The organism is Pseudomonas alcaligenes (assembly GCF_014490745.1).
Lineage (GTDB): Bacteria > Pseudomonadota > Gammaproteobacteria > Pseudomonadales > Pseudomonadaceae > Aquipseudomonas > Aquipseudomonas alcaligenes_C.
In genome coordinates, this window is sequence record NZ_LZEU01000001.1 from 4105682 (window position 1) to 4132290 (window position 26609).

General features: G+C 66.7%; 21 protein-coding genes. 8 read left to right on the forward strand and 13 right to left on the reverse strand.

What is annotated here, in order from left to right:
• Positions 1 to 66 precede the first annotated feature (66 nt).
• Complete coding sequence (locus A9179_RS18785; protein ID WP_187807728.1) at positions 67 to 309, forward strand: PA4570 family protein; 243 nt, start codon at positions 67 to 69, stop codon at positions 307 to 309.
• Between the two features lie 181 nt (positions 310 to 490).
• Here A9179_RS18785 and A9179_RS18790 read toward each other — a convergent pair whose 3' ends face one another.
• From A9179_RS18790 to A9179_RS18815, 6 genes are all read right to left on the reverse strand, one after another.
• Complete coding sequence (locus A9179_RS18790; protein ID WP_187807729.1) at positions 491 to 1120, reverse strand: FKBP-type peptidyl-prolyl cis-trans isomerase; 630 nt, start codon at positions 1118 to 1120, stop codon at positions 491 to 493.
• Positions 1121 to 1181: 61 nt separating this feature from the next.
• Positions 1182 to 1436: a DUF6482 family protein gene (locus A9179_RS18795; protein WP_187807730.1), complete on the reverse strand. Its 255-nt coding sequence runs from the start codon at positions 1434 to 1436 to the stop codon at positions 1182 to 1184.
• 120 nt (positions 1437 to 1556) lie between these two features.
• Positions 1557 to 2051 (reverse strand): TIGR00645 family protein, encoded by a 495-nt coding sequence (locus tag A9179_RS18800; RefSeq protein ID WP_187807731.1) that lies wholly within the window; start codon positions 2049 to 2051, stop codon positions 1557 to 1559.
• A 191-nt stretch (positions 2052 to 2242) separates the two neighbouring features.
• A complete protein-coding gene (locus A9179_RS18805) occupies positions 2243 to 2584 on the reverse strand; it encodes a PA4575 family protein (RefSeq protein WP_187807732.1) in 342 nt (113 codons plus the stop codon).
• Between the two features lie 189 nt (positions 2585 to 2773).
• Entirely contained in the window at positions 2774 to 5233 is a 2460-nt protein-coding gene (locus A9179_RS18810; protein WP_187807733.1) for a Lon protease family protein, read from the reverse strand.
• Positions 5234 to 5312: 79 nt separating this feature from the next.
• A complete protein-coding gene (locus A9179_RS18815) occupies positions 5313 to 5639 on the reverse strand; it encodes a TraR/DksA family transcriptional regulator (RefSeq protein ID WP_187807734.1) in 327 nt (108 codons plus the stop codon).
• A gap of 156 nt (positions 5640 to 5795) precedes the next feature.
• Here A9179_RS18815 and A9179_RS18820 point away from each other — a divergent pair, with 156 nt between their 5' ends.
• Together A9179_RS18820 and A9179_RS18825 are read left to right on the forward strand one after the other, a co-directional pair.
• Positions 5796 to 7649 (forward strand): Lnb N-terminal periplasmic domain-containing protein, encoded by a 1854-nt coding sequence (locus tag A9179_RS18820; RefSeq protein WP_187807735.1) that lies wholly within the window; start codon positions 5796 to 5798, stop codon positions 7647 to 7649.
• 98 nt (positions 7650 to 7747) lie between these two features.
• Entirely contained in the window at positions 7748 to 8104 is a 357-nt protein-coding gene (locus A9179_RS18825; RefSeq protein ID WP_187807736.1) for a hypothetical protein, read from the forward strand.
• Positions 8105 to 8295: 191 nt separating this feature from the next.
• On the opposite strand, the gene ettA is transcribed toward A9179_RS18825, so the two are convergent.
• Positions 8296 to 9963, reverse strand: a complete 1668-nt coding sequence (ettA, locus tag A9179_RS18830) for an energy-dependent translational throttle protein EttA (protein WP_187807737.1) — start codon at positions 9961 to 9963, stop codon at positions 8296 to 8298.
• A gap of 275 nt (positions 9964 to 10238) precedes the next feature.
• Between ettA and A9179_RS18835 the strand changes: the two genes are divergently transcribed.
• Entirely contained in the window at positions 10239 to 14450 is a 4212-nt protein-coding gene (locus A9179_RS18835; RefSeq protein ID WP_463604194.1) for a bifunctional diguanylate cyclase/phosphodiesterase, read from the forward strand.
• 143 nt (positions 14451 to 14593) lie between these two features.
• Positions 14594 to 15847 (forward strand): serine hydroxymethyltransferase, encoded by a 1254-nt coding sequence (glyA, locus tag A9179_RS18840; RefSeq protein WP_187807738.1) that lies wholly within the window; start codon positions 14594 to 14596, stop codon positions 15845 to 15847.
• A gap of 92 nt (positions 15848 to 15939) precedes the next feature.
• Here glyA and yjiA read toward each other — a convergent pair whose 3' ends face one another.
• The 3 genes from yjiA to A9179_RS18855 form a co-directional block, all read right to left on the reverse strand.
• On the reverse strand, positions 15940 to 16911 hold the full coding sequence (gene yjiA, locus A9179_RS18845) for a GTPase (RefSeq protein ID WP_187807739.1): 972 nt from the start codon (positions 16909 to 16911) through the stop codon (positions 15940 to 15942).
• 139 nt (positions 16912 to 17050) lie between these two features.
• Positions 17051 to 17254, reverse strand: coding sequence for a YbdD/YjiX family protein (locus tag A9179_RS18850; RefSeq protein ID WP_187807740.1), 204 nt, complete (start codon positions 17252 to 17254; stop codon positions 17051 to 17053).
• A gap of 10 nt (positions 17255 to 17264) precedes the next feature.
• Positions 17265 to 19331: a carbon starvation CstA family protein gene (locus A9179_RS18855; protein WP_187807741.1), complete on the reverse strand. Its 2067-nt coding sequence runs from the start codon at positions 19329 to 19331 to the stop codon at positions 17265 to 17267.
• A gap of 162 nt (positions 19332 to 19493) precedes the next feature.
• Here A9179_RS18855 and A9179_RS18860 point away from each other — a divergent pair, with 162 nt between their 5' ends.
• The 3 genes from A9179_RS18860 to A9179_RS18870 are packed head-to-tail and all read left to right on the forward strand — an operon-like array spanning position 19494 to position 23236.
• Entirely contained in the window at positions 19494 to 20678 is a 1185-nt protein-coding gene (locus tag A9179_RS18860; RefSeq protein WP_394354742.1) for a DUF3142 domain-containing protein, read from the forward strand.
• Positions 20665 to 22872 (forward strand): hypothetical protein, encoded by a 2208-nt coding sequence (locus A9179_RS18865; RefSeq protein ID WP_187807742.1) that lies wholly within the window; start codon positions 20665 to 20667, stop codon positions 22870 to 22872. Before A9179_RS18860 ends, A9179_RS18865 begins: the two co-directional genes overlap by 14 nt.
• Positions 22865 to 23236: a PilZ domain-containing protein gene (locus tag A9179_RS18870; protein WP_187807743.1), complete on the forward strand. Its 372-nt coding sequence runs from the start codon at positions 22865 to 22867 to the stop codon at positions 23234 to 23236. The genes A9179_RS18865 and A9179_RS18870 overlap by 8 nt, the downstream gene beginning before the upstream one ends.
• 57 nt (positions 23237 to 23293) lie before the next feature.
• On the opposite strand, the gene A9179_RS18875 is transcribed toward A9179_RS18870, so the two are convergent.
• From A9179_RS18875 to A9179_RS18885, 3 genes are all read right to left on the reverse strand, one after another.
• Positions 23294 to 23443, reverse strand: a complete 150-nt coding sequence (locus A9179_RS18875) for a hypothetical protein (protein ID WP_187807744.1) — start codon at positions 23441 to 23443, stop codon at positions 23294 to 23296.
• A 111-nt stretch (positions 23444 to 23554) separates the two neighbouring features.
• Positions 23555 to 24922: a DNA repair protein RadA gene (radA, locus tag A9179_RS18880; protein WP_187807745.1), complete on the reverse strand. Its 1368-nt coding sequence runs from the start codon at positions 24920 to 24922 to the stop codon at positions 23555 to 23557.
• A 90-nt stretch (positions 24923 to 25012) separates the two neighbouring features.
• On the reverse strand, positions 25013 to 26428 hold the full coding sequence (locus A9179_RS18885; RefSeq protein ID WP_394354771.1) for an MltF family protein: 1416 nt from the start codon (positions 26426 to 26428) through the stop codon (positions 25013 to 25015).
• Between the last annotated feature and the right edge of the window lie 181 nt (positions 26429 to 26609).

Consider the following 26609-nt stretch of genomic DNA (forward strand, 5'->3'; position numbering starts at 1 on the left):
TTGACACTTGCCATTATTTGAATAGGAATTATTCTCATCTCATGTTGTGAGACAAGGAGATGAACCATGACCTATCTGATCGATGCCTGGCTGGATCGCCCGCATCCCTACCTGCGCATCCTCAACCGCGAAACCGGTGCGGTCTGCGCGATCCTCGAAGAAGAGGCCATCAGTGAACTGCGCGAGCAGGGCGACCTCGACCTCAACGGCCTGAACTCCAGCGAACCGGTGGTGCTCAAGGAGCTGGTACGCAGCCTGTTCCTGTTCTGCTATGCGCGCGCCCTCAGGCCGCACGATAGCCCGCACTGAAGGCAAGGCATGGCGGAGACGGCCAATGGCGGTCGACTCCGGCAGGGCAAAACCCGGCCCAGGACAGGGCCGGGAAGCATACCGCCTCCGCGAGGCCGGCATGCGCGGGAGCAAAGGCGCCCCCGCTGATGCCCGGGCGATCAGGACGATCGGCCGGGCATCGTCTTTTCTACGCCAGGCCTCAGAGGATCTCGAGCAGCTCGACGTCGAACACCAGCACGCTGTGCGGCGGGATGCTGCCGACGCCCTGACCGCCGTAGGCCAGCTCGCTCGGTACGTGCAGGCGCCACTTGCTACCAGTGTTCATCAGCTGCAGGGCTTCGATCCAGCCGGCGATCACGCCGCCTACCGGGAATTCCGCCGGCTGGCCGCGCTCGTAGGAGCTGTCGAACACAGTGCCGTCGATCAGGGTGCCGTGGTAATGGGTGCGCACATGGTCTTCGCGGGACGGCTTGGCGCCCTCGCCAGCCACCAGCACTTCGTACTGCAGACCGGACTCCAGCACGGTCACGCCTTCGCGCTTGGCGTTCTCGACCAGGTACTCGCGACCGGCACCGGCAGCCGCTTCGGCCTTGGCAGCGGCTTCGGCCTGCATGATCTCGCGGATCACGCGGAAGCTGGCATTCAACGCTTCCGGGGAAACCTGGCTGGGCAGGTTGGCGAAGGCATCGCGCAGACCGGCAACCACTGCATCCAGGCTCACGCCGGGCGGCGGGTTGTCACGCAGTTGGTCGCCCAGCTGACGGCCGATGCCATAGCTGACGCGGCCCTCGTCGGTGGACAGAACGGTGGACAGGTTGATTTCGGACATGAGCGGGCTCCGCAGGGGCTGAAAAGGCCGGCAGCCTATCACAGCCACCCCGCAGGCGCCCTCAGTGCAGGCTGGGCAAGCCGCACATTTCGTCGTGCGGATCGGCACCCGCCAGACGGAACGGCAGCCCGTGCAGCAGCTCACGGGCGTGCTCGAGCGAGCGCGGATGCAGCGGCTCGCCCTGCTCGTCTCGCAGCGGCAAACGCAGCCCGCCGACATGGGCTTCCAGCAGGTAGAGCCCGCCTTCCAGGCTGATCAGCTCGATCGCCTCAACCTGCCCGGCCCGCGCCCGCACCAACAGATCATGCAGAGACATCGCACACCTCCAGCCCCCTCGCTCTGTCAATGTGGGCCGGCGCCCCTGCCACGGCAAGGCCAAAACACAACCGCCCGTCCGCATTGCTGCGCACGGGCGGTCGGGAACAGCGGCGGGCGATCAGTGGTCGTGCTTGGTCAGCTTGTCCAGGTAGCCCATGGCGAACGCCGATACGACGAAGGCCATGTGGATGATCACGTACCACTTCAGGTATTCGGTATCGATGTTCTTGGCATCCATGAACACGCGCAGCAGGTGGATCGAGGAAATCGCCACGATGGAGGCGGCCACCTTCATTTTCAGCGAGCCGGAGTCCATCTTGCCCAGCCAGCTGAGCTTCTCCTTGCCCTCGTCGATATCCAGCTGGGAGACGAAGTTCTCGTAGCCGGAGATCATCACCATCACCAGCAGGCCGCCCACCAGGGCCATGTCGATCAGCGACAGCAGCACCAGGATCAGCTCTGCCTCGGCGAGGGCGAAGATGTTCGGCAGAATGTGGAAGATCTCCTGGAAGAACTTCAGCGCCAGTGCCAGCAGGCCCAGCGACAGGCCGAAATAGATGGGTGCCAGCAGCCAGCGCGAGGCGTACATCGCGTTCTCGATAAAGCGTTCCATGGGTTCCCCGTCGGATAAAAAACTGGCCGCGAGTATACCCAGCCAGCCGTCCGGGACAAGCCGACAAAGCATTGCAGGAGTTATCCCCGCCCGCTGTGGATAACCTTGTGGGTAGCGGCGGGAAAGGTGGCTGCAGGCCTGCCCATGCGGTGCGCCGGCAGGATTGGGCAAAAAGCACCCAACGCCGTGTCTCAGCTTTCCGGACGGAACAGATAATTGCCCTGGTGATGGCTGCGCTCGCCATTCAGGCGGCGCAGTTCGGCCTGCAGGTGCAGACGCCAGATCGGGGCTTCAGCGCAGGGCTGATAGCCCTGCACAGCCAGGCACTGGGCAATCGAATCGAGCACATCCTCGGCCACGAAAGGCCCGTGGAATGGGCCTTGCGCCTTGATCGCCGAAGGTTGCGCACCGGACATGCCGGCGGCGCAGAGCAGCGTCCACAGGCCGCGCTCGCCTGCCAGCGGGCGGATCAGGCATTCGATACGGGTGGTCAGGCCCAGGCACTGACGGGTGAGACAGAGGCTGCGCGGCATAACGGCATTCCTCGCGAGGTCTGGCCTCCAGCCTACACCCCGGTATGCCGCTTCGGGAAGCCGCGAAGTTATCCCCGCACTCTGTGGATAACTCTGTGGAGAGATCGTGGGCAAGCACCGCCGAGCGAGGCTAGCCAGGCCCGCCGGACAACTGCTCAGTGACTGACCAGTTGTCCGGTGACGCTCGACCTACTCTTTGGCCGCCTTGGGTACCGGCTTGGCCCGCGGTTTGGCCGCGGCCTTGGGCTTCTCCACCGGCTTGGCCGGCTCTTCCTCTTCTTCCATGCCCAGCTCGGCGATGCTGCGCAGGCGCTCGACCACCCGCGCGTTGACGCTGCCCTTGGCGAACTGGCCATCGGCATCCTGCGCCCCGGCCGGCTCGCCGAGCAGCAGGCCGAGGGCCTCGTCGACATGGCGCACGGCGTAGACATGGAACTGCCCGGCCCGCGCCGCCTGCAGCACGCGCTCGTCGAGCATCAGGTTGCTGACGTTGGAGTGCGGGATGATCACCCCCTGCTCGCCGGTCAGGCCGCGCGCCTCGCACAGGCGGAAGAAGCCCTCGATCTTCTCGTTGACCCCGCCGATGGCCTGCACTTCACCGAACTGGTTGATCGAGCCGGTGATGGCGAAGCACTGCTTGAGCGGCGTGCGCGACAGGGCCGAGATCAGCGTGCAGACCTCGCCCAGCGAGGCGCTGTCGCCGTCGACATAGCCATAGGACTGCTCCAGGGCGATGCTCGCGGAAATCTCCAGGGGAAACTCCTGGGCATAGCGGCTACCGAGGAAGCCGGTGAGGATCATCACCCCCTTGGAGTGGATCGGCTGGCCCAGGTTGACCTCGCGCTCGATGTCGACGATGCCGCTGCCGCCCGGATAGACGGTGGCAGAGATCCGCGCCGGCATGCCGAAGGCCGAGTCGCCGACTTCCAGCACGGTGAGGCCGTTGCACTTGCCCACGGCCGAGCCGGCGGTGTCGATGAGGATGATGCCGGCCAGCATGTCGTCGATGATCCGCGCCGAGACCCGCCCGGTGCGATCCGACTTGGCCTTGAGGGCGCGCTCGATATGGCCGACGTCGGTGACTTCATCGGCGGCCAGCTGGCGCACGAAGTCGGCCTCGCTGACCAGCTGGAACAGATCGCCGATGCGCGCGGAGAGGCGCCCCTGGTGCTCGGCCAGGCGTGCACTGTAGGTGGCCAGGCGCGCCACGGCGGCGGCGGTGAGCGGTGCCAGGCCCTCCTCCGAGGTGCGCGTCTTGAGCAACTGGGCGAACTGTTCGAGGCTGTCGTCGCCGACGGCAATCTCCTCGTCGAAATCGACCAGCACGCGGAACATTTCCTGGAAGTCCGAATCCATGTCCTGCAGCGCATAGTAGAGCTGGCGCGAGCCGATGATGACGACCTTGAGCTGCAGCGGGATCATCTGTGGGGTGAGGGTCACGGTGGCGATGCGACCGAGATCGCCAAGCGGCGACTCCATCTTCAGCTGGCGCGAATGCAGGGCACGCTTGAGCGCATCCCAGACGAACGGCTCGCTGAGCAGCTTCTCCGCCTCGACGATCAGGTAGCCACCGTTGGCCCGGTGCAACGCGCCCGGGCGCAGCTGGCGGTAGCTGGTGTAGAGCGCGCCCTGATCGGTGCTGTACTCGATGCGGCCGAACAGGTTGTCGTAGGTCGGGTGCGGCTCGAACACCACCGGCGCGCCGCTGCCCACCTGATGACCGGCCACCAGGCTGGGCAGGTACTGCTCCTCGAGCATCTCGCGGCGCTGCATGTCCGGCTTGTCTTCAGCCAGCTGCTCGAACACCGTCTTCAGCAGGTTGACCTGCACCGCCTGCAGGTAGGCGCAGACTCCGGCGTTTTCCGCGTATTTCTCCGACAGTGGCGCCAGCAGCGGCTGCAGGGCCAGGCCGATGGTCTCCTCGTTGAGCTGGCGCAGCTGGTTGCTCAGCTCGCGCTTCCACTGCGGCAAGCCGCTCAGCTCCTCGTTGAGGCGCTCCTCCAGGTCGGAGATATCGGCGTGGAAGCGCTCGCGCTCGGCTTCCGGCAACTGGGCGAAGTCGGCCTCGTCGAGGGCCTTGCCGTCCTTCATCGGGGTGAAGGCAATGTTGCTGCTGTCGCGGTAGAGGGCGACGTCCTTCTCCAGGGCCAGGCGCTCGATCACATCCAGGGCCTTGTCGTAGCGCTGGTTGAACACCCGGTCGATGGCGCTTTTCTTCTGCTGGTAGGTCGGCGTCTCGAACACGGCCGGGAAGGTCGACAGCAGGTTGTCCACCAGGTGGCCGAGATCGGCAGTGAACTCGCTGGCGCTGCTGGCGGCCAACTCCAGCGCACGCGGCTCGCGCGGCTCGTCGAAATTGTTGACGTAGACCCGGTCGAGCGGGGTGGCCTGGCGCTTGGCCTCGGCCTTGAGGTAGCGCTGCACGAAGGAGAAGCGGCCGGTACCCGGCTCGCCCATCACATACACGTTGTAACCGGGGCGCGGCATCGCCACGCCAAACTGCAGAGCCTCTACCGCGCGCTCCTGGCCGAGCACGCCGCGGAACGGCTCCAGATCGTCGGTGGTGATGAAATTGAACTGGTCAGGGGCGCAGGGGCGGGTCAGGGCAGTGGGAGCGAGGCGCAGATTGGCAGCAAAGGATTCGGGCATCGGAAGTCCTTATCGGGCGGTACAGCACCGCAGAAAGTCGACCTCATTCTTGCGCCGCCTCGCGACCACTGGCAAGGCGTCAGCTCGCTGTTTTATCCGCGCAGGCCAGACAGAATTCGGCCGCCGGCAGCACCGCCAGGCGCGCCGGGCTGATCGGCTCGCCGCAACGCTGGCATTCGCCATAACTGCCCTCGGCCAGGCGCAGGCGAGCCAGGCCGACCTGACGCAGGCCGGCTTCGGCCTCGGCCAGCAAGGCCTCGAGCACTTCGTCGTTCTGCCGCTCCTGGGCCTGCTCAGCGAAATCCGCCTGGTGCGGCAGGCCCAGATCGCGGCGAATCGAACTGGCGCGCTTGCTGTACTCGGCGAACAGCTGATCCAGCGCAGCATGCGGGTCAAAGGAGGTCATGGCGCAGCTCCATACGGGTTTCTTTCAGTGTGGCCCGATCTGCGCCGCTTGCACTGCCCCTGATCAAGCTTGCGCAAATGCCTCACCTGGCCTTGCTTGACAGCCTCGCCAAGGCTGCGGAAAGCTCGGCCATCGCATCGCCAGAAGGCGCCGCCCTTGAAACGGATCTTCCCGGCCCTGGCCCTGAGCCTCGCCCTGCCCTTGCAGGCGGCGCCCCTGCCGCCGGCCGAGCGCCTGCAGGAGCTGGCCAACACGCCTTACTGGCTCGCCCTCGGCCACTACGAACGCGGCAAGCTGGGCGGCTGGCGCAGCTACGTCGACGACCCGGCCTTCTTCTTCGCCGCCCAGGGCGACAGCGACCCGCAGGCCGAGCTGAGCGCCACCCTGCAGGCGCTGTACCAGCCCGTCAGCCTCGGCGAGCGCCACCCGCAATGCGTATTCCCGGCGCGCACCCGCTGGCTGCGCGCACAGCTGCAACTGAACGACCTGCCACAACCGGCCTGCAGCGAATACCGTGCCTGGTTCGCCGACATCCAGCCGCACAGCGCCGTGCTGGTGTTCCCCGCCGCCTACCTGAACAGCCCCTCGTCGATGTTCGGCCACACCCTGCTGCGCATCGACCAGGCCGACGTCGACAGCAACCGCACCGCCCTGCTCAGCTACGCGCTGAACTTCGGTGCCTACGTCGAGGGCATGGACAACAGCATTCTGTATGCCTGGAAAGGCCTGATGGGCGGCTATCCCGGGCTGTTCGCCCTGGTGCCCTACCGCGACAAGCTGGCCGAGTACCGCAGCCTGGAAAACCGCGACCTGTGGGAGTACCGGCTGAACCTAACGCCAGCGGAAACCGCGCGCATGGTCGAGCATGTCTGGGAGCTCAAGCAGATCCGCTTCGACTACTACTTCTTCGACGAGAACTGCTCCTACCGCCTGCTCGAACTGCTGCAGATTGCCCGCCCCGGCCTCGACCTGACCAGCCAGTTCCCCCTCACCGCCATTCCCACCGACACCCTGCGTGCGGTGCAGCAGGCCGGCCTGGTCGAACGCATCGACTACCGCCCCTCGCGTGAGCGCGAGCTGCTCGGTCGCGCCGCCGACCTGGACAGCGCCGAACAGGACTGGGTACTGCGCCTGGCCGAGGACGAGAATCAGCTCACCAGTACCGACTTCCTCGCCCTGCCCGCACCGCGCCAGGCGCTGATCCAGGACGCCAGCTACCGCCTGCTGCGCTACCGCTCCAGCGGCCAGCAGCGCGACCCGGCCGAAGCCAAGCGCAGCTTCGCGCTGCTGCGGGCGATCAACCAGAATCCGCCGCCACAACTGGATATCGCCCGCCCCGATCTGCCACAGGACGGCCACCAGTCGCGCACCTGGCAGCTTGGCGCCGGCAGCCGCGAGGATCGCGCCTTCGCCGAATACGGCCTGCGCATGGCCTATCACGACCTCAATGACAACGCGGCGGGCTTCCCCCTCGGCGCGCAGATCGAGATCCTCCAGCTCAAGCTGCGCCAGTACGAGGGCAACCACTGGCAACTGCAGCAACTGGATCTGGCCAACATTCGCTCGCTGACACCCCGCGGCCAGCTGCTCAAGCCCTGGTCCTGGCAGGTCGGCGGCGGCCTGCAGCGAGTGCCCGGCGCGGGTGACGAGGAAACCCTGGTCAGCCACTTCAACGGCGGCGCCGGCGGCACCTGGCAGCTCGGCACCGATACCCTCGGCTACGCCCTGGCCACCGCACGCCTGGAGCACCATGAGGACTTCGCCCCCTTCATCGCCCCGGCGCTGGGCTTCGACAGCGGCCTGCTATGGCACAACGCCCTGGGCAACCTGAGCCTGGAGGCCAAGGGCGACTACTTCCACCAGGGCGAAGTGCGCCGTAGCCTGGCGCTGACCCAGCAGTGGGAGCTGTCAACCAACCTCGGCCTGCGCCTGGCCGCCCAGCGCCAGTTCAGCCAGCTGGCCAGCCCGCAGAACGAGGTGATGCTGGAGCTGAAGTGGTATCACTACTGAACGCCTGCCGATGCGTCACCTTTTCCTCACCCGCTTTTGACGAATTGCTCACAGGTCGCGGAGCAGGCTGACAGCCTTACCGTCACGCTGCCCCGACCATGTCACGCCCCATCGCCCTGCTCTGCCTCCTGCTGCTCTGCGGCTGCCAGTCGACCCGCGAGCAGCTGCTCGCCCAGGGTTACCCGCCGGCCTTCGCCGATGGTTTCCAGGATGGTTGCAGCAGCGGACGCGAGGCCGCAGGTGCAGGCAGCGAGGGTTTTCGCAAGGCGGTGGCGCGCTATCTCGACGAGCGTCTGTACGCCAGCGGCTGGGACGACGGCTTCGAGCAGTGCAAGCAGCAGGCACTGAGCGCCGAACGCCAGCGCTACGAGGATGAGCGTTACGACGACGCCGATGACGACTGGCAGCGCAGCAAGGATCGCGCCCTGGGTCAGGCCCTGCAGGGCACACACTGACGGCGCAGAAACGAAAACGGGGCCCGCAGGCCCCGTTTTCTGTTGCAGCAAGCGTCTAGCGCTTGCTTACGATCTGGCGAGCTAGCGCCAGGCTAGGCGGGAAAGGGCCGAGGGCGCGGAGTTTACACCCGCTAAATGAGCACCCGATGCCCGTTCCCAACAACGCATGGCCGACGCGCAGCAGATCGTAGTTACTGTGCCAGCTTCTTGTAACGCACGCGGTGCGGCTGTGCGGCGGCATCGCCCAGGCGTTTCTTGCGGTCAGCTTCGTACTCGGTGTAGTTGCCTTCGAAGAACTCGATATGCGAGTCGTCTTCGTACGCCAGGATGTGGGTCGCTACGCGGTCCAGGAACCAGCGATCGTGAGAGATCACGATGGCGGCGCCAGGGAAGTCGAGCAGCGCCTCTTCCAGCGAACGCAGGGTTTCCACGTCGAGGTCGTTGGACGGTTCGTCGAGCAGCAGGACGTTGGCGCCCTCTTTCAGGGTCAGGGCCAGGTGCAGACGGCCACGCTCACCACCGGAGAGATCCTTGACGAACTTCTGCTGGTCGCCACCCTTGAAGTTGAAGCGGCCGACGTAGCCGCGCGACGGCACCTCGTAGTTGCCGATCTTGATCATGTCGAAACCGTCGGACACGGCTTCCCACACGGTCTTGCTGCCGTCGAGGTCTTCGCGGCTCTGGTCGACGCAGGCCAGCTGCACGGTTTCGCCGATCTCGATGCTGCCCGAGTCCGGCTGTTCCTTGCCCATCAGCATGCGGAACAGGGTCGACTTACCGGCACCGTTACCGCCGATCACGCCGACTATGGCGCCTTTCGGGATGCTGAACGACAGGTCGTCGATCAGCACGCGGTCGCCGTAGCCCTTGGTGACGTTGACGAAGTCGATGACCTTGTCGCCCAGACGCGGACCAGCCGGGATGTAGATCTCGTTGGTCTCGGCGCGCTTCTGGAATTCCTGCGACTGCATTTCCTCGAAGCGCTGCAGACGGGCCTTGGACTTGGACTGGCGGGCCTTGGCGCCTTTGCGCACCCACTCCAGTTCGTCCTTCATGGCCTTCTCGTGGGCCGACTGCTGCTTGGATTCCTGGGCCAAGCGCTCGGATTTGGCTTCCAGCCAGCCGGAGTAGTTGCCTTCGTACGGGATGCCGGCGCCGCGGTCGAGTTCGAGAATCCAGCCGGCGACGTTGTCGAGGAAGTAACGATCGTGGGTGATCGCCACCACGGTGCCCGGGAAGTCGTGGAGGAAGTGCTCCAGCCAGGCCACCGAGTCGGCATCCAGGTGGTTGGTCGGTTCGTCCAGCAGCAGCATGTCGGGCGCCGACAGCAGCAGGCGGCACAGCGCCACGCGGCGCTTCTCGCCACCGGACAGGTGTTCGATGCGGGCATCCCATGGCGGCAGACGCAGGGCGTCGGCGGCGACTTCCAGCTGGCGCTCGAGGTTGTGGCCGTCGCTGGCCTGCAGGATGGCTTCCAGCTTGGCCTGCTCGGCGGCCAAAGCGTCGAAGTCGGCGTCCGGCTCGGCGTAGGCGGCGTACACCTCGTCCAGGCGGGCCTGGGCCTGCTTGATCTGGCCTACGGCTTCTTCGACTATCTCGCGCACGCTCTTGCTCGCGTCCAGCTGCGGCTCCTGCGGCAGGTAGCCGACATTGATGCCGGGCATGGCGCGGGCTTCGCCGTCGAACTCGGTGTCGACACCGGCCATGATGCGCAGCAGGGTCGATTTACCGGCGCCGTTGAGGCCGAGCACGCCGATCTTGGCGCCCGGGAAGAACGACAGGGAGATGTTCTTGAGGATTTCCCGCTTCGGCGGCACGACCTTGCCGAGCCGATGCATGGTGTAGACGTATTGAGCCATGGATGACCTTGGTTCTGCGTATTGAAATAGATAGGGTGCGGCGGCCTCGCCGGCCGAGCGGCGGCGATGGCATTGCCGGGCGAATGAGCATGATAGCCCCCTGTGCCCGCGCGCGTGCGGCAAAGCTACCGGAATGCGCCGGACGGGGCAAACGACGCTGGTCGGCGAAGATGGCAGCGTGATAGCACTTTGCCTCGCTTCAAGGCATGCTAGCCGACCTTGATCGCCTGACTTACAGTCCAGAGTCAGGCAGTAGTATCAGCAGGATTCCTCGCGTGTCCAAATCCCGCCCTTCCCGCGTGCCTCGTCAGCCGAGCGACCCGTTCAGCAGCCCCCTGCGCGGCTCGCTGAAGGGCGCCCTCGGCCTGCTGGTCGGGCTGATGCTGGGCCTGCTGCTGTGGCAGCTGCAGCAGGAGTACCACAGCCGCGAGGAAAGCCAGCGCCAGCTCAGCCTGGCCTACAGCAGCCAGCTGGCCAGCCATCTCGAGCTGTCCCTCAAGCTCAAGGCCGATGCCGGCCAGGCCTACCTGCACCAGGCAGCTCCGCAGGCACTGCCGCCAGCCAGCTGGCCAGCCCTGCTGGACGGCCTGCGCGGCATCTACCCGGCCCTGCACAGCCTGGCCTGGTTCGACGCCCAGGGCCGCATCCTCGCCGACAGCGCACCGGATGCCGCCGACCAGGCGCTGATCGACGAACTGATCGCCAGTCGTCCTAGCGCCTATCACTTCACCTACGGCCCGCGCGAGCAGGGCCTGATCTACCTGCTGCTGCCCGCTGGTGCCCAGCCCAGCGGTGGCTGGCTGGTGCGCCTGCAGCGCAGTGCGCTGAGCAACTGGCTGCCCACCGCCAGCAGCGACACCCCATGGCTGCTGCTGGATCAACGCAGCGGCCAGGTGCTGCTGCAGCAGCCGCTCGCCCAAGGCGGCACACCACTCAGCGACGCCGCCCTGCGCGGGCAGAGCATCCAGCAGCTGGCCCTGCGCGGCAGCGACTGGCAGATCCACGGCCTGTACGACGCCACTGCCCTGCACGCCAAGCTGCTGCCGCTACAGGCCGGCAAGCTGCTGCTGTTCATCCTCTGCGCCGCCCTGGCCCTGCTCGCCCTGTTCAGCCTGCTGCGCGAGCAGCGCAGCCTGCGCGCCTACCACGCGCTGTCGCGACGCTCGCTGGAAGACGCCATCGGCGCCCTCGGGGCGATCGACGAGCGGGTACTGGTGACCCAGCCCGACGGCCATATCAGCTACCTCAATCCGAGCGCCGAGCAGATGTTCGGCCTCGACCGCACCGACGCCAGCCAGATGCACCTGCTGGAGCTGCTGCCGGCCCTGGCGCCCTGGCTGGCCAATACCTTCCATGAGCAGAGCGAGCCGATCGAGATCCTCCAGGACGGCAGCAAGCGCCTGTTCAACGTCACCTGCCACGCGCTCTACACCGACAACGCCGAGCCCAGTCGGGCCTGGGTGCTGCGCGATGTCACCGAGCAGCAGCAGGCGCTGCGCGTAGTGCAGGACACCCGGCGGCGCTACCAGGACATCTTCGAGGGCAGCGGCATCGCCCTCTGCGTACTGGATCTGGTCGCCCTGCGCGAGCTGCTCGATGCTGAGGGCCTGCACAGCAGCGCGCAACTGAGCGACTGGCTGGCGGTGGCGCCGGAGCGCCACCAGCAGATCCTGCGGCTGATCCAGATCAGCGAAGTGAACAAGGTGGCCACCCAGCTGCTCGGCGTCGAAACGCCCGAGCAGGTCTGGCACTACCTGATCGGCTTCAGCCCGCTGCGCCCCGGTGGCGCGCGCTTCAGCCTGGTCAGCGCGCTGCTCGACGGCGACGAACACATGATGGTGGAAACCCACCTGCGCACGCCCCAGGGCCACGAGCGCTACCTGTGGCTGACCCTGCAGCTGCCGCAGCAGCACGAGGAGCTGCACGCGGTGACCCTGAGCGTGCACGACATCACCAGCCGCAAGCGCGTCGAGCTGTCGCTGGTGGAGCGCGAGCGCTTCTGGTCGGATGTGGTGCGCGCGGTGCCCGACACCCTCTACGTGCACGACATGAGCAACCAGCGCGTGCTGTTCAGCAACAACCGCCTGGGCCCCGATCTCGGCTACAGCAAGGAAGAGCTCAAGCAGCTGGGCGACAAGCTGTGGGAAAAGATCCTGCATCCCGACGATGTCGAGCTGTACCAGCGCGTGCGCAACCTGCAGAAAGTGGTGGGCAACAAGCAGACCCTGCATTGCCAGCTGCGCTGGCGCCATCGCGACGGCAGCTGGCACTGGTTCGACATCCGCGAGCACGCCCTCAGCCGCGACGCGCTGGGCCGGGTCAGCCGCCTGATCGGGGTGGCCAAGGACATCACCCCGGAGATCACCTCCAAGGCCAGCCTCAGCGAAAGCGAACGGCGCTACCGCCTGCTGGCGGAAAGCATCAGCGACGTGATCGTTTCCACCAACAGCAGCCTGCAGCTCAACTACGTCAGCCCCTCGGCCCAGGCGTTCTTCGGCTACAGCCCGGAATGGGTGCTGCAGAACGGCCTGCTCAGCACCGTGACCAGCGCCCGCCAGCTGGCCAATCTGGAAAGCCTGCTCAACGAGGCCCGCGCCGCCCTCGGCAACTACGAGCTGCTGAGCAGCCTGCAAGCGCGTCTGACCGGCAAGGTGTTCATCTTCGACTGCCTGCGCGCCGACGGCCGCAAGATCACCGTGGAAATGCGCATGATGCTGATGTGGGACGAGCAGAGCCGCTTCGAAGGCGTGCTCGGCATCGGCCGCGACATCAGCCAGCAGCGCCGCGCCGAGCGCGACCTGCGCATGGCCGCCACGGTATTCGAGCACTCCACGGCGGCGATCATGGTCACCGACCCGGCCGGCTACATCGTGCAGACCAACAAGACGTTCCAGCGCATTACCGGCTATGCCTCGGAAGCCGTGCTCGACCAGCTGCCGGCCATGCTCACCGCCGACCGCCAGCAGGCCGGCCACCTCAACTTCATCCTCGCCCAGCTCAACCAGCACGGCATCTGGGAAGGCGAGCTGTGGCTCAAGCGCCACAACGGCGAGCAGTACCCGGCCTGGGTCGGCATCACCGCGGTACAGGACGACGACGGCGACCTGGTCAGCTACGTGTGCTTCTTCAACGACATCAGCGAGCGCAAGGCCAGCGAACAGCGCATCCACCGCCTGGCCTACTACGACGCCCTGACCCTGTTGCCCAACCGCACCCTGTTCCAGGATCGCCTGCACACCGCCCTGCAGCATGCCGAGCGGCATGAGGAGTGGGTGGTGCTGATGTTCCTCGACCTCGACCGTTTCAAGCCGATCAACGACTCCCTCGGCCATGCCGCCGGCGACCGCATGCTCAAGGACGTGGCCGTGCGTCTGGCCGCCTGCGTCGACGAGGACGACACGGTGGCACGCATGGGCGGCGACGAATTCACCCTGCTGCTGCAACCGCGCAATACCCGCGCCGGCGCGCTGAACCGCGCCATCAGCGTGGCCGAGCAGATCCTCGCCAGCCTGGCCCAACCGTTCGTCCTGCAGGGTCGAGAGTTCTTCGTCACCGCCTCCATCGGCATCGCCCTGGCGCCGCAGGACGGCGACGAGCTGAGCCAGCTGATGAAGAACGCCGACACCGCCATGTACCACGCCAAGGAGCGCGGCAAGAACAACTTCCAGTTCTACCAGGCGGACATGAACGCCACCGCGCTGCAGCGCCTGGAGCTGGAAAGCGACCTGCGCCACGCCCTCGAGCAGAACCAGTTCCAGCTCTACTACCAGCCGCAGTTCAGCGGCGACGGCAAGCGCCTGACCGGGGTCGAGGCGCTGCTGCGCTGGCAGCACCCGCGGCGTGGCCTGGTGCCGCCGGGCGAGTTCATCCCGGTGCTGGAAGAGCTCGGCCTGGTGGTGCAGGTTGGCGACTGGGTGCTAGAAGAGGCCTGCCGCCAGCTCAAGGCCTGGCACGCGGCCCAGGTGCGGGTGCCGAAGATCTCGGTGAACCTGTCCGCCCGCCAGTTCGCCGACGGCCAGCTGGCCATGCGCATCTCGCGCACCCTGGAAGACAGCGGCGTACCGCCGGCCTGCCTGGAGCTGGAACTGACCGAAAGCATCCTGATGCGCGACGTCGGCGAGACCCTGCAGATCCTCGCCAGCCTGAAGAGACTCGGCCTGTGCATCTCGGTCGATGACTTCGGCACCGGCTACTCCTCGCTCAACTACCTCAAGCAGTTCCCCATCGACGTGCTGAAGATCGACCGCAGCTTCGTCGACGGCCTGCCCGGCGGCGAGCAGGATGCGCAGATCGCCCGCGCCATCATCGCCATGGCCCACAGCCTGAACCTGGCGGTAATCGCCGAGGGCGTGGAAACCCAGGAGCAGCTGGACTTCCTGCGCGAGCACGACTGCGACGAGGTGCAGGGCTTCCTGTTCGGCAAGCCGATGCCGGCCAAGCAGTTCGAGACCCAGTTCAGCGGCCAGGCGCTGTTCGTCCTCAACTGAGCCAACCCCGCGCCAGATGGCCGGCGCAGCTGGGTGAAAGCCGCTTGTCCGCCACTTGACCGCCTTTCATGTGCCAGTCCGGGGGACATCGGGTAGAATGCGCGCCTTTCCCCTACCGCCCGCTGATAGATCAGGTGACCACCATGTTCAGCCGTGATTTGACCATTGCCCGCTACGATGCCGAACTCTTTGCCGCCATGGAGCAAGAAGCCCAGCGCCAGGAGCATCACATCGAGCTGATCGCCTCCGAGAACTACACCAGCCCGGCGGTGATGGAAGCCCAGGGCAGCGTGCTGACCAACAAGTACGCCGAAGGCTACCCGGGCAAGCGCTACTACGGTGGCTGCGAGTACGTCGACATCGTCGAGCAACTGGCCATCGACCGTGCCAAGGAACTGTTCGGCGCCGACTACGCCAACGTCCAGCCGCACGCCGGTTCGCAAGCCAACAGCGCCGTGTACCTGGCCCTGCTGTCGGCCGGTGACACCATCCTCGGCATGAGCCTGGCCCACGGCGGCCACCTGACCCACGGCGCCAGCGTTTCCTCCTCCGGCAAGCTGTACAACGCCGTGCAGTACGGCATCACCGACGCCGGCCTGATCGACTACGACGAAGTCGAGCGCCTGGCCGTCGAGCACAAGCCGAAGATGATCGTGGCCGGCTTCTCCGCCTACTCGCAGGTACTGGACTTCGCCCGCTTCCGTGCCATCGCCGACAAGGTTGGTGCCTACCTGTTCGTCGACATGGCCCACGTGGCCGGTCTGGTTGCCGCTGGCGTGTACCCGAACCCGGTACCGTTCGCCGACGTGGTCACCACCACCACCCACAAGACCCTGCGCGGCCCGCGCGGCGGCCTGATCCTCGCGCGCAAGAACGAAGAGATCGAGAAGAAGCTCAACTCCGCCGTCTTCCCGGGCGCCCAGGGTGGCCCGCTGGAGCACGTGATCGCCGCCAAGGCCATCTGCTTCAAGGAAGCCCTGCAGCCTGAGTTCAAGGCCTACCAGCAGCAAGTGGTGAAGAACGCCCAGGCCATGGCCAGCGTGTTCATCGAGCGCGGTTTCGATGTCGTCTCCGGCGGCACCCAGAACCACCTGTTCCTGCTCTCGCTGATCAAGCAAGACATCACCGGTAAAGATGCCGACGCCGCCCTGGGTCGCGCCTTCATCACCGTGAACAAGAACAGCGTGCCGAACGACCCGCGTTCGCCGTTCGTCACCTCCGGCCTGCGCATCGGCACCCCGGCTGTCACCACTCGCGGCTTCAAGGAAGCCGAGTGCAAGGAACTGGCCGGCTGGATCTGCGACATCCTGCAGAACATGGGCGACGAGTCCGTGGTCGACGCAGTACGCGAGAAGGTCAAGGCCATCTGCGCCAAGCTGCCGGTGTACGGCAAGTAAGCCTCAGCGCGGCATGAAAAAGCCCGGCACTTGCCGGGCTTTTTCGTTTCTACCTCCCCTCTCCCTGAGGGAGAGGGAGTCATCAGCCTCATCTACCCGAGCGCGGCAAAACCAGCGCGAATTTCCTCTTCCGACAGATTGTCGCCGATCAGCACCAGCACGCTCTCGCGCGCCTCATCCGCGCCCCATTCGGCATCCCAGTCGAAGCCGTACAGGCGCAGCACGCCCTGGAACACCAGGCGCCGCGGCTCGCCGGCCACACAGAGCACGCCCTTGTAGCGCAGCAGCGAATTGCCGTGGCGCTCCAGCAGACCCTCCATGAAGGCGTTGAGCCTGTTCTTGTCCAGCGGCTGCTCGCTGCGCAGCACCAGGCTGGCGATGCGGTCGGCGCTGCCGGCAGGAGCCGTCAGCGGACGCAGCACCAGCGCCGGGCCGAGCTGTGCATCCAGCTCGAAGCCACGCACATCGAGCAGTGCGGCCAGGTCGATGCGGCCATGCTCGACCACCTGGATCGGCGCCCGCCGGTTGATCCGCTGCAGGCGCTGGCGCAGCGCTTCGACCTGCTCGGCCGTGGCCAGGTCGGTCTTGCTCAGCAGGATGCGATCGGCGAAACCGACCTGGGCCTGGGCGATAGCCTCCTGCAGATGGCGCTCGGCATTCACCGCATCGACCAGGGTGACGATGGCGTCGAGGTGGTAACGCTGGGCCAGTTCTTCGTCGGCGAAGAAGGTCTGCGCCACCGGTGCCGGGTCGGCCAGGCCGGTGCACTCGATCACCAGGCGGTCGAAGGCCAGCTCGCCGCTGTCCAGCTTGTCCAGCAGGAGGAACAGCGCCTTCTCCAGCTCGACATGGATCGAGCAGCAGACGCAGCCGTTGGCCAGGGTCACCAGCTCCACCGGGCGGTCGCCGAGCAGCTGGCCATCGATCGGCACCTCGCTGAACTCGTTCTCGATCACCGCCAGCTTGAGGCCATGCTCGGCCTGCAGCATGTGGCGCAACAGGGTGGTCTTGCCAGAACCGAGAAAGCCGGTGAGCACGGTGACGGGAATCGGGGAATGGGCCATGCGGAGCCTCACGGATGATCAATAGCGTAGGAGCGAGCTCTGCTCGCGAACGATTGCGCCAGGGCTTCGCGAGCAGAGCTCGCTCCTACAAAAAAGCGCGCCACGACTGGGCGTGGCGCGTGGGTGTGGCGGGAGTCTATCAGCAGCAGCGGATGGGCCGTCCTTTGCCTCCGCCGTAGCGCGCCTCCTGGCGCTCACGGAAGAACGCCTCGTAGCTCATCACCGGCTGATCCGGGTGCTTGTTGCGCATGTGCTCGACGTAATTGTCGTAGTCGGGCATGCCCACCAGCATGCGCGCGGCCTGCCCGAGGTATTTGCCCATGCGACTCAGGTCATCGAACATGCGCGTCTCCTCAGGCGTCCGGAAGCGGCTGGAACGGGGTTTCCCGATCAGTGCGCTGCGGCGTGATCCACGCCGCGCGGCCGACCTTGATGGCGTAGAACAGCACGCTGAGCACGACGAACAGGAACAGCACGGTCAGGGTCGCGTTGGTGTAGGCGTTGAAGATCACGTGGTTCATCTGCACCGCGTCCTTGGCCGGGGCGAGGATCTGCCCGGCGGCCTGGGCGTCGCTGTACTTCTTGGCCAGGGCCAGGAAGCCCACCGCCGGGTTGGGGTCGAGCAGCTTGATCAGCCCCGCGGTGGTGGTGCAGATCAGCAGCCAGGTGGCCGGGATCAGGGTCACCCAGACATAGCGCTGGCGCTTCATCTTGATCAGCACCACGCAGCCGAGCATCAGGGCGATGCCGGCAAGCATCTGGTTGGAGATGCCGAACAGCGGCCACAGGGTGTTGATGCCGCCCAGCGGGTCGATCACCCCCTGGTACAGCAGCCAGCCCCACAGGGCCACGCAACCGGCGGTGCCGACCACGTTGGCGCCCCAGGACTCGGTCTTCTTCAGCGCCGGCACGAAGTTGCCCAGCAGATCCTGCAGCATGAAGCGCCCGGCACGGGTGCCGGCGTCCACCGCGGTGAGAATGAACAGCGCCTCGAACAGAATGGCGAAGTGGTACCAGAAGGCCATGGTGTTCTCACCCGGCAACACCTGGTGGAGGATCTGCGCGATGCCCACGGCCAGGGTCGGCGCACCGCCGGCACGGGCCAGAATGGTGTGCTCGCCGATATCGCGGGCGGTGGCTTCCAGCGCCTCCGGGGTAATGGCGAAGCCCCAGCTGCTGATCGTCGTGGCCACCGCATTGACGTCGGCACCGACCACCGCGGCCGGGCTGTTCATGGCGAAGTACACGCCCGGCTCGATCACCGAGGCGGCGACCATAGCCATGATGGCGACGAACGACTCCATCAGCATGCCGCCGTAGCCGATGTAACGGGCATGGGACTCGCTGGCCAAGAGCTTGGGCGTGGTGCCCGAGCTGATCAGCGCATGGAAGCCCGATACGGCCCCGCAAGCGATGGTGATAAACAGGAAGGGGAACAGCGCGCCCTTCCACACCGGGCCAGTGCCGTCGGTGAACTGGGTCAGCGCCGGCATCTTCAGTTCCGGCATGGTGATCAGGATGCCGATGGCCAGGGCGACGATGGTGCCGATCTTGAGGAAGGTCGACAGGTAATCGCGCGGAGCGAGGATCAGCCACACCGGCAGTACGGCAGCGACGAAGCCGTAGCCGATCAGCATCCAGGTGATCTGGATACCGGTGAAGGTGAACACCGGCGCCCACTCGGGGCTGGCCGCCACCTGGCCACCCAGCCAGATCGAGCCGAGCAGCAGGGCCACGCCGACCACCGAGATCTCGCCGATACGGCCAGGGCGGATATAGCGCATGTAGATGCCCATGAGCATGGCAATCGGGATGGTCGCCATCACCGTGAACATGCCCCAGGGGCTTTCGGCCAGGGCCTTGACCACGATCAGCGAGAGCACCGCGAGGATGATGATCATGATCAGGAAGGCGCCGAACAGGGCGATGGTGCCGGGCACCTGGCCCATTTCCTCGCGCACCAGCTCGCCCAGCGAGCGGCCGTTGCGGCGGCTGGAGATGAACAGCACCATGAAGTCCTGCACCGCGCCGGCCAGCACCACCCCGGCGATCAGCCACAGGGTGCCGGGCAGGTAGCCCATCTGCGCGGCGAGCACCGGGCCGACCAGCGGGCCGGCGCCGGCGATGGCGGCGAAATGGTGACCGAAGAGGATGTGCTTGTTGGTCGGCACATAGTCCAGACCGTCGTTGTTGAGCAGCGCCGGGGTGGCGCGGGCGGGATCGAGCTGCATCACCCGGGTGGCGATGAACAGGCTGTAGTAGCGGTAGGCGACCAGGTAGAGGGCGACGGCTGCCACCACGATCCACAAGGCGTTGATGGCTTCGCCGCGGCGTAGCGCCACGACACCCAAGGCACAGGCGCCTGCCACTGCCAGCACTGCCCAGGGCAGGTGACGCAGCGGGCTATTGTTATTGTTCATAGGTACTCCCAACGAATGGACAGACAGGCTGCCGCACAAGCTTAGTCCTTCCACCGTAATCCTCTATGCGACCTTGGTCTAGACGCGACGCGTGCCCGCCATCGAGCCATTTCCGCGGTTAAACTGAGGCTCCTTTTCGGCGCCTGCCAGGATCGCTTCGCCGTGCCACTTCACCCCCTGCTCCGCTCGCTCGTCTGCCTGCTCGCCCTGCTCGGGCTGGGCGCCTGCACGCCACCGGCAGAACTCGACCAGCAGCTGTACATCTGGCAGCGCCAGTGGCTGCCGGCCCATGCCGGTGCCCTGGCGCAGAGCCATGCCGACTTCGCCACCCTGCGCGTGCTGGCCCTGCAGGCCCACCCGCAGGCCGGCTGGGCGCGCGCCCATGTCGATCTGCAGCTGCTCAAGCGCGACGGCCGCCCGCTGATCGCCGTGGTGCGCCTGGACGGCCAGCTGCCACAACTGGATCAGCCTGCCATCGTCAGCCAGATCACCCGCCTGCTACGCGACTGGCAGGCCGCCGGCGTGCGCCTGGCCGGTATCGAGATCGACCACGACTGCGCCAGTGCGCGCCTGCCCGCCTATGCCGAACTGCTCGGCGAACTGCGCCGGAGCCTGCCGGCCGACCTGCCGCTGAGCATCACCGCCCTGCCCGCCTGGCTGGCCAGCCCGGAGCTGGACAAGCTGCTGGCCAGGGTCGACAGCTCGGTGCTGCAGGTGCACGCGGTTAACGACCCGCGCCGCGGCCTGTTCGACCCCGCGCAGGCCCTGGACTGGGCCGAGCGTTACGCCGAGCGCAGCCGCCAGCCCTTCCACCTGGCCCTGCCGGCCTACGGCGTGGCGCTGACCGCCGATGGTCAGGTGGAAAGCGAGGTGCCGCTGCGCCAGGGCGGGCCGCGGCGCGAACTGCAGGCCGAGCCGCAACAGGTCGCCGAGTTGCTGCGCACCTTGCGTGACAATCCGCCCGCGCACCTGGCCGGAGTCATCTGGTTCCGCCTGCCACTGCCCGGCGACCGCCGCGCCTGGCCCATGGAGACCCTGCTGGCGGTGGTACGCGACCAGCCCCTGCAAGCAGCCCTGGGCGTGGCGCGCCGGCAGAACGGCGCCGTCAGCGAGCTGCAACTGTTCAACCACGGCACCCTGGCCAGCACCCTGCCCAGCCGTATCGAGCTGCCGGCCCAGGACTGCGAAGCGGCCGACGGGCTCGGTGCCTATCGCGTGGAAAGCAGCCCCACGGGCCTGCGCTTTACCCGCCAACAGCCCGGCCAGCTGGCCGCCGGCGGCCAGCGTGCACTGGGCTGGGCCCGCTGCGCACGAATCGATCAAGGAGGATTGCATGTCGAGCTTTAAAGACCATCGCCGCCATCTGCTGGCACTGGCCGTCGCCAGCCTGCTGCCACTGGCCACGGCCCAGGCCTGCGGGCCGGACTTCCCCTATCGCCTGCTGGGCGACCGCAGCAACGCCCTGAGCCAGCTGCCGGAAGGCAACTTCGCCGTGGAGATCAAGCGCCTCGGCCAGGACATCGACGGCCTCAAGCCCTCCACCGAGGCCACCATCGCCCCCTACTGGGACGACAGCACCCAGCAATACCTGGATGCCCGCGTGGCCGCGGAGAAACAGCAGCTGAGCGCCGCCCAGTTCGAGCTGATCAGCCAGCTGCGCAGCCTCAGCGATGCGCACCAGGCCGAAGCCGCCGGCGCCGCCCTGCCGACCGAGCTGCGCCTGTACAGCGCCGGCGCAGTGGCGTTCGCCCAGCAGGACATGGCCCTGGCAGCCGAGTACTTCCAGCGCGTGCTGGCCCTGCCGGCCGCCGAGCGCCCGCTGCGCAGCACCTGGGCCGCCTACTCCCTGGGCCGCGCCCTGAGCAGCCTGGCCGTCAGCGCAGCGGACAGCGAGCTCGACGAGGCCGCCCTGCTGCAGCGCCAGCAGGATCTGCTGGCCCAGGCCCACCGAGCCTACCAACAGGCCCGCGAACTGAGCCGCAACGGCTTCAGCGACCCCCTGGAGCTGGGCATCGCCAGCCTTGGCGAGGAGGCCCGCCTGCAGCTGGACAACAACGACTGGCCCGGCGCCATCCGTCTCTATGCCAGTCAGGCCCGCCTGGGCTCGACCACCGGCTACAGCTCGCTGCGCCAGCTGACCTGGGCGCTCAGCGACAAGAGCGACACCGAGCTGCAGCAGCTGCTGGCCAGCCAGGAAGTCCAGCAGCTGCTGGCCGCCCAGTTGTTCAGCCGGATCGACGACTACGACAGCCACGACAAGCAGAGCCAGCGCCTGCTGGCCCTGCTGCAGGCACACAGCCCGCTGGTTCCGGCGCTGGCCGACCGCCTGGCTGCGCTGAGCTACCAGCAGGGCGACTACGCCGCCGCCCAGCGCTTCGTCGCCCAGGCCGGCGACAGCGGCCTGGCCTGGTGGCTGCGGGCCAAACTGGCACTGCAGGTCGGCGACAAGCCGGCGGCCGTGGCGGCCTATGCCAAGGCGGCCAAGGCCTTCCCCGCGGACGAGGACTGGGGCTGGCGCCGCAACGCCAACTGGGACTACGAAACGCTCAAGCCGCGCTGCCGCATCGAAGGCGAGATGGCCATCCTGGCCCTGGAACGTGGCGACTACCTGGAGGCTTTCGACCAGCTCTACCGCAGCGGCGAGATCTACTGGCAGGACGCTGCCGAAGTGGCCGAGCGGGTGCTGAGCAGCGACGAACTCAAGGGTTATATCGACGCCAAGGTCGCCGCCGCCCCGCCACCACCGGCCGGCCAGGAGCAGTACTACTGGGAACGTCCACTAGCCACCAGCGCCCGCGAACTGCTCGGCCGGCGCCTGCTGCGCGAGGGCCGCTACGCCGAAGCCGTGCCATATTTCGCCAGCGCCGAACTGCAGGACGCGGCCCGCCAGTACGGCGCGGCCCGCGAGCAGGCGGAGGACGCCTGGACGGCCAGCGGTCGCGCCGAAGGCTACTACCGCGCCGCCAAGCTGGCCCGCGAACAGGGCATGGAGCTGCTCGGCTATGAGCTGGGCCCGGACGAAGCCTGGAACGCGGGCTCCTACGGCAGCGAGTTCGGCAAACCGGTGCAGGCCGCCGGTCTGCTCACGGCCGCCGAAGCCCAGTTGCAGAACGCCAGCGCCGCCGAACCCAACCGGCGCTTCCACTACCGCTTCGTCGCCGCCGAGCTGGCCAACCAGGCCGCCGACCTGCTGCCGCCGCGCAGCCAGGCCTTCGCCGCCGTGCTGTGCAAGGCCAGCGGCTGGCTGCAGTACCGCGACCTGGCGGCCGCCCAGGGCTACTATCGACGCTATGTGCAAGAGGGGCCCTATGTGGACTGGGCGGAGAACTTCGGCCTCAACTGCCAGGAGCCGGACTTCGCCCGCGCCGAGCAGCGCCGCTGGCAGGAACGCCAGCAAGCCGTACGCCAGGCCCTGCGCCCCTACAAGTACGGGTTGCTGCTCGGCCTGCTGGCGCTGCCGGCGCTGGCCATCTACTGGCGGCAACGTCGCCGTGGCTTGGCTATAGTGGATAAAACCGCAGAGGAATCACGCAATGAGTGATACGACCACCGAGCGTCGGCGCTTCCAGCGCATCGCCTTCGACGCCGCCACCGAGATCGCCCAGGGCGAGCGGCGTTGGGCGGTTGCCCTGCACGATGTGTCGCTCAAGGGCCTGCTGGTCAAACGCCCGCGCGACTGGAACGGCGACCCCGACCAGCCCTTCAACGCCACCCTCAGCCTGGACGGCGACATCCGCATCCAGATGGAAGTGGTACTGACCCGCACCCGCGACGACCTGCTCGGCTTCGTCTGCCGGCATATCGACCTGGACTCGATCAGCCACCTGCGCCGCCTGGTGGAACTCAACCTGGGCGACGAGAGCCTGCTGGAGCGCGAACTGGCCGCCCTGGGCGAAGACGACTAAAACCACTCCACAACTGCAAAGGGCGCCAATCGGCGCCCTTTGTTTATCCAGCTCGGTTCAGCGCCCGCCGCCGGGCCGCGGCTGGCGCAAACGCGCCTGCAGCCGCCGCGCACCCATGCTCGCCTCACGGCGCGCTTCGGCACTATCGCGGGGCTGCCCCGGCTGATAATTGAGGGTTTTGGCGAAGAAGTCGAAGAACAGGAACATGGCTTATCTCCGTTATGCACATGGCTCCATGCTCCTCCCCGTCGGCTCGCCAAAGATTGATCTGCAGCAAGCGTCAGGCGGCGCCCCCAGCGGCAGAGCGCCGCAGGGGCATCACTCGAACAGGGCGTCCAGCGCCTGTTCCAGGCGGGTCACGGCGATCACCTGCAGGCCCGGCGGGGCCTCCTTGGGCGCATTGCCCTTGGGCACGATGGCGCGCTTGAAGCCGTGCTTGGCCGCCTCCTTGAGGCGCTCCTGGCCGCTCGGCACCGGGCGGATCTCGCCGGACAGGCCGATCTCGCCGAATACCAGCAGATCATGGGGCAACGGCTTGTTGCGCAGGCTGGAAATCACCGCCGCCATCAGCGCCAGGTCGGAGGCGGTCTCCAGCACCTTGACCCCGCCGACCACGTTGAGGAACACGTCCTGGTCGTAGGTGGGGATGCCGCCGTGGCGGTGCAGCACGGCCAGCAGCATGGCCAGGCGATTCTGATCCAGGCCCAGGGTCACGCGCTTGGGGTTGGCCATATGGCTGGTGTCGACCAGTGCCTGTACTTCCACCAGCATCGGCCGGGTGCCTTCCCAGGTGGCCATCACCACGCTGCCGGGCACCGCCTCCTGGGCGCGAGTGAGGAAGATCGCCGAGGGGTTGGTGACTTCCTTGAGGCCCTTGTCGGTCATGCCGAACACGCCCAGCTCGTTGACCGCGCCGAAGCGGTTCTTCACCGCGCGCAGCAGACGCAGGCGGCCGTCGGACTCGCCCTCGAAATACAACACGGTATCGACCATGTGCTCCAGCACGCGCGGGCCGGCCAGGGCGCCCTCCTTGGTCACATGGCCGACCAGGAAGATCGCCGTACCGCTCTGCTTGGCATAGCGCACCAGCAGCGCCGCGCTCTCGCGCACCTGGGCCACGCCGCCGGGGGCGGACTGCAACTGCTCGGTGAAGATGGTCTGGATCGAGTCGATCACCATCACCTTGGGCTGCTCGCGCCGGGCCACGTCGATGATCGATTCGATGCAGGTCTCGGTCATCACCTTGAGTTTGTCCTGCGGCAGCTCCAGGCGGCGGGCGCGCATGGCCACCTGCTGCTGCGATTCCTCGCCGGTAACGTACAGAGCCGGCAGGCGCTGCGCGATATTGCACAGGGTCTGCAGCAAGATGGTCGACTTGCCAATACCGGGGTCGCCGCCGATCAGCACCACCGAGCCATCCACCAGGCCGCCGCCGAGCACCCGATCCAGCTCGCCGGAAACGGTGGAGAAGCGCGGTACTTCCTCCACGCTGACCTCGGCCAGGGTCTTGATCTGCGCCTGCTGCCCGGCCCAGCCGCCACGCCCGGACGGCGCGCCGGCACCACCGCTCTCGATCATGGTCTCGGTCAGGGTGTTCCAGGCCCCGCACTCGCCACACTGCCCGGCCCACTTGGGAAAGGTGGCGCCGCACTCGGTGCAGCCATACATGCGCTTGGCCTTGGCCATGAAAAACTCCGCCCGCTGGAAAAGCGCCGATCATAGCGGCTGGGCCGCTCCTCGGCAGCATTCATGCAGGCTTTGGCGTCGCCGCGCGCACTATTCCTTCGCTGCGCTAGCCGCCTTGCGCTCGCGCATCTTCTGCTCGGCCAGCTTGTAGACCACGTAGTACTTGTAGATGTTGCCCACGTAATCCACCGTTTCGCGGCCGACGATGCGCGCGGCGCCCTGCTCGACATTGCCGAACCAGATGTTGGGATCCAGCCCGGACTTTTCCGCCAGCCGGCGAAACTTCATCAGGTTGCCCGGCCCGGCGTTGTAGCCGGCAAAGCTCAACAGCAGGCGGTTGACCGGAGTAATCTCGGGATCCTCCAGGTAGGTGTCGGAGATCAACCGCAGGTACTTGCTGCCGGCTTCGATATTGCGGTCGGCGCTGCTCTCGATGTCGCTCACGCCGACCTCCTTGGCGGTGCTCGGTAACAGCTGCATCACCCCCACGGCACCGGCCTGGCTACGTGCCGCCTGATCCAGCTGCGACTCCTGAAAACCCTGCGCCATCAGCATCAGGTGGTCGAAGTCATAGGTACCGGCGTGCTTTTCGAACAGGCCGACCAGGGCGTTGAACTTGTTCATCTCCGCCTCGGAAACGGCATTGCGCACCCGTTTGCTGTCCTTGAAGTAGCGCCGCATCATGATGTTGCCGAATTCGCTGCCGATCTTGTGGCTCTTGTTGAAGTCGTTGAGCGCGGCCAGCAGCTGCGGGCTGTTCTTGCGCAGCGCCCAGCCCAGCTTGCCGCCCTTGTGCAGGGGAAAGCCATCGTGGATGACCAGGTCGCTGTACAGCGGCTGCCACAGCTGGGCGATGTGGCCATCGGCCACGGTGATGCCGAACAGTCCGGCATTGACCATCTGCAGCAGATCCTCGGTCTCCAGGTTCTCGTTGGCCGGCATGATCTTCAGCGGCGCCAGGCCCTGCGCCTCGAAGCGCTGGTTGAGCTCGACCAGGTGCTCGAAATAGCTGCTCGACGGCCGCACGTAGACTTCCTGCCCGGCCAGATCCTCGATCCGCGTCAGCTTGGGGCTGTCTTGGCCGGTGACGAACACCTCGTGCACATCGCTGTACACCGGGTCGGTGAAGTCGACAGTCTGCAGGCGCCCGGTAGTCTGCGTCAGGCCGCCGGCGGCGATATCGCCATAACCGGCCAGCAGCTTGGGCAACAGCTCGTTGCGGGCGGTGGGAATGAACATCACCTGCCAGCGCTGGGACTTCTTGCCCAGCGGGCGCTTGGCATTCAGCCAGGCCTCGAACGCCTTGCCGTACTCGTAGGCCACACCCTGCTGCTGGCCGCGGTCGACCATGTAGAAGGTCTTGCTGTACGGCACCAGGATGCGCACCGTGCGGCTGGCGCGCATGCCGTCGAGGTCGCCGATCCAGGCCGGCGGCACCGGCAGCACCATGGCATCCACTTCGGATTTCTCGGCTGCGCTCAGTTGCGCCGGCGGCAACCCGCCCACCTCTGCGCTAACGGCGGCAACCGCCCCGCCCCCTGCCAACAGGCTGAACAACAGCCCCCATGCCCAATACTTCCTCAAGCGGCTTCTCCTGTGCCAGGCAATCTCTGTGCCCCTCTGCTCAGATTAGCCAGCTTCAGTCGTACAGATACGGCGATAATGACATCTCGTTGATTGCCACCGG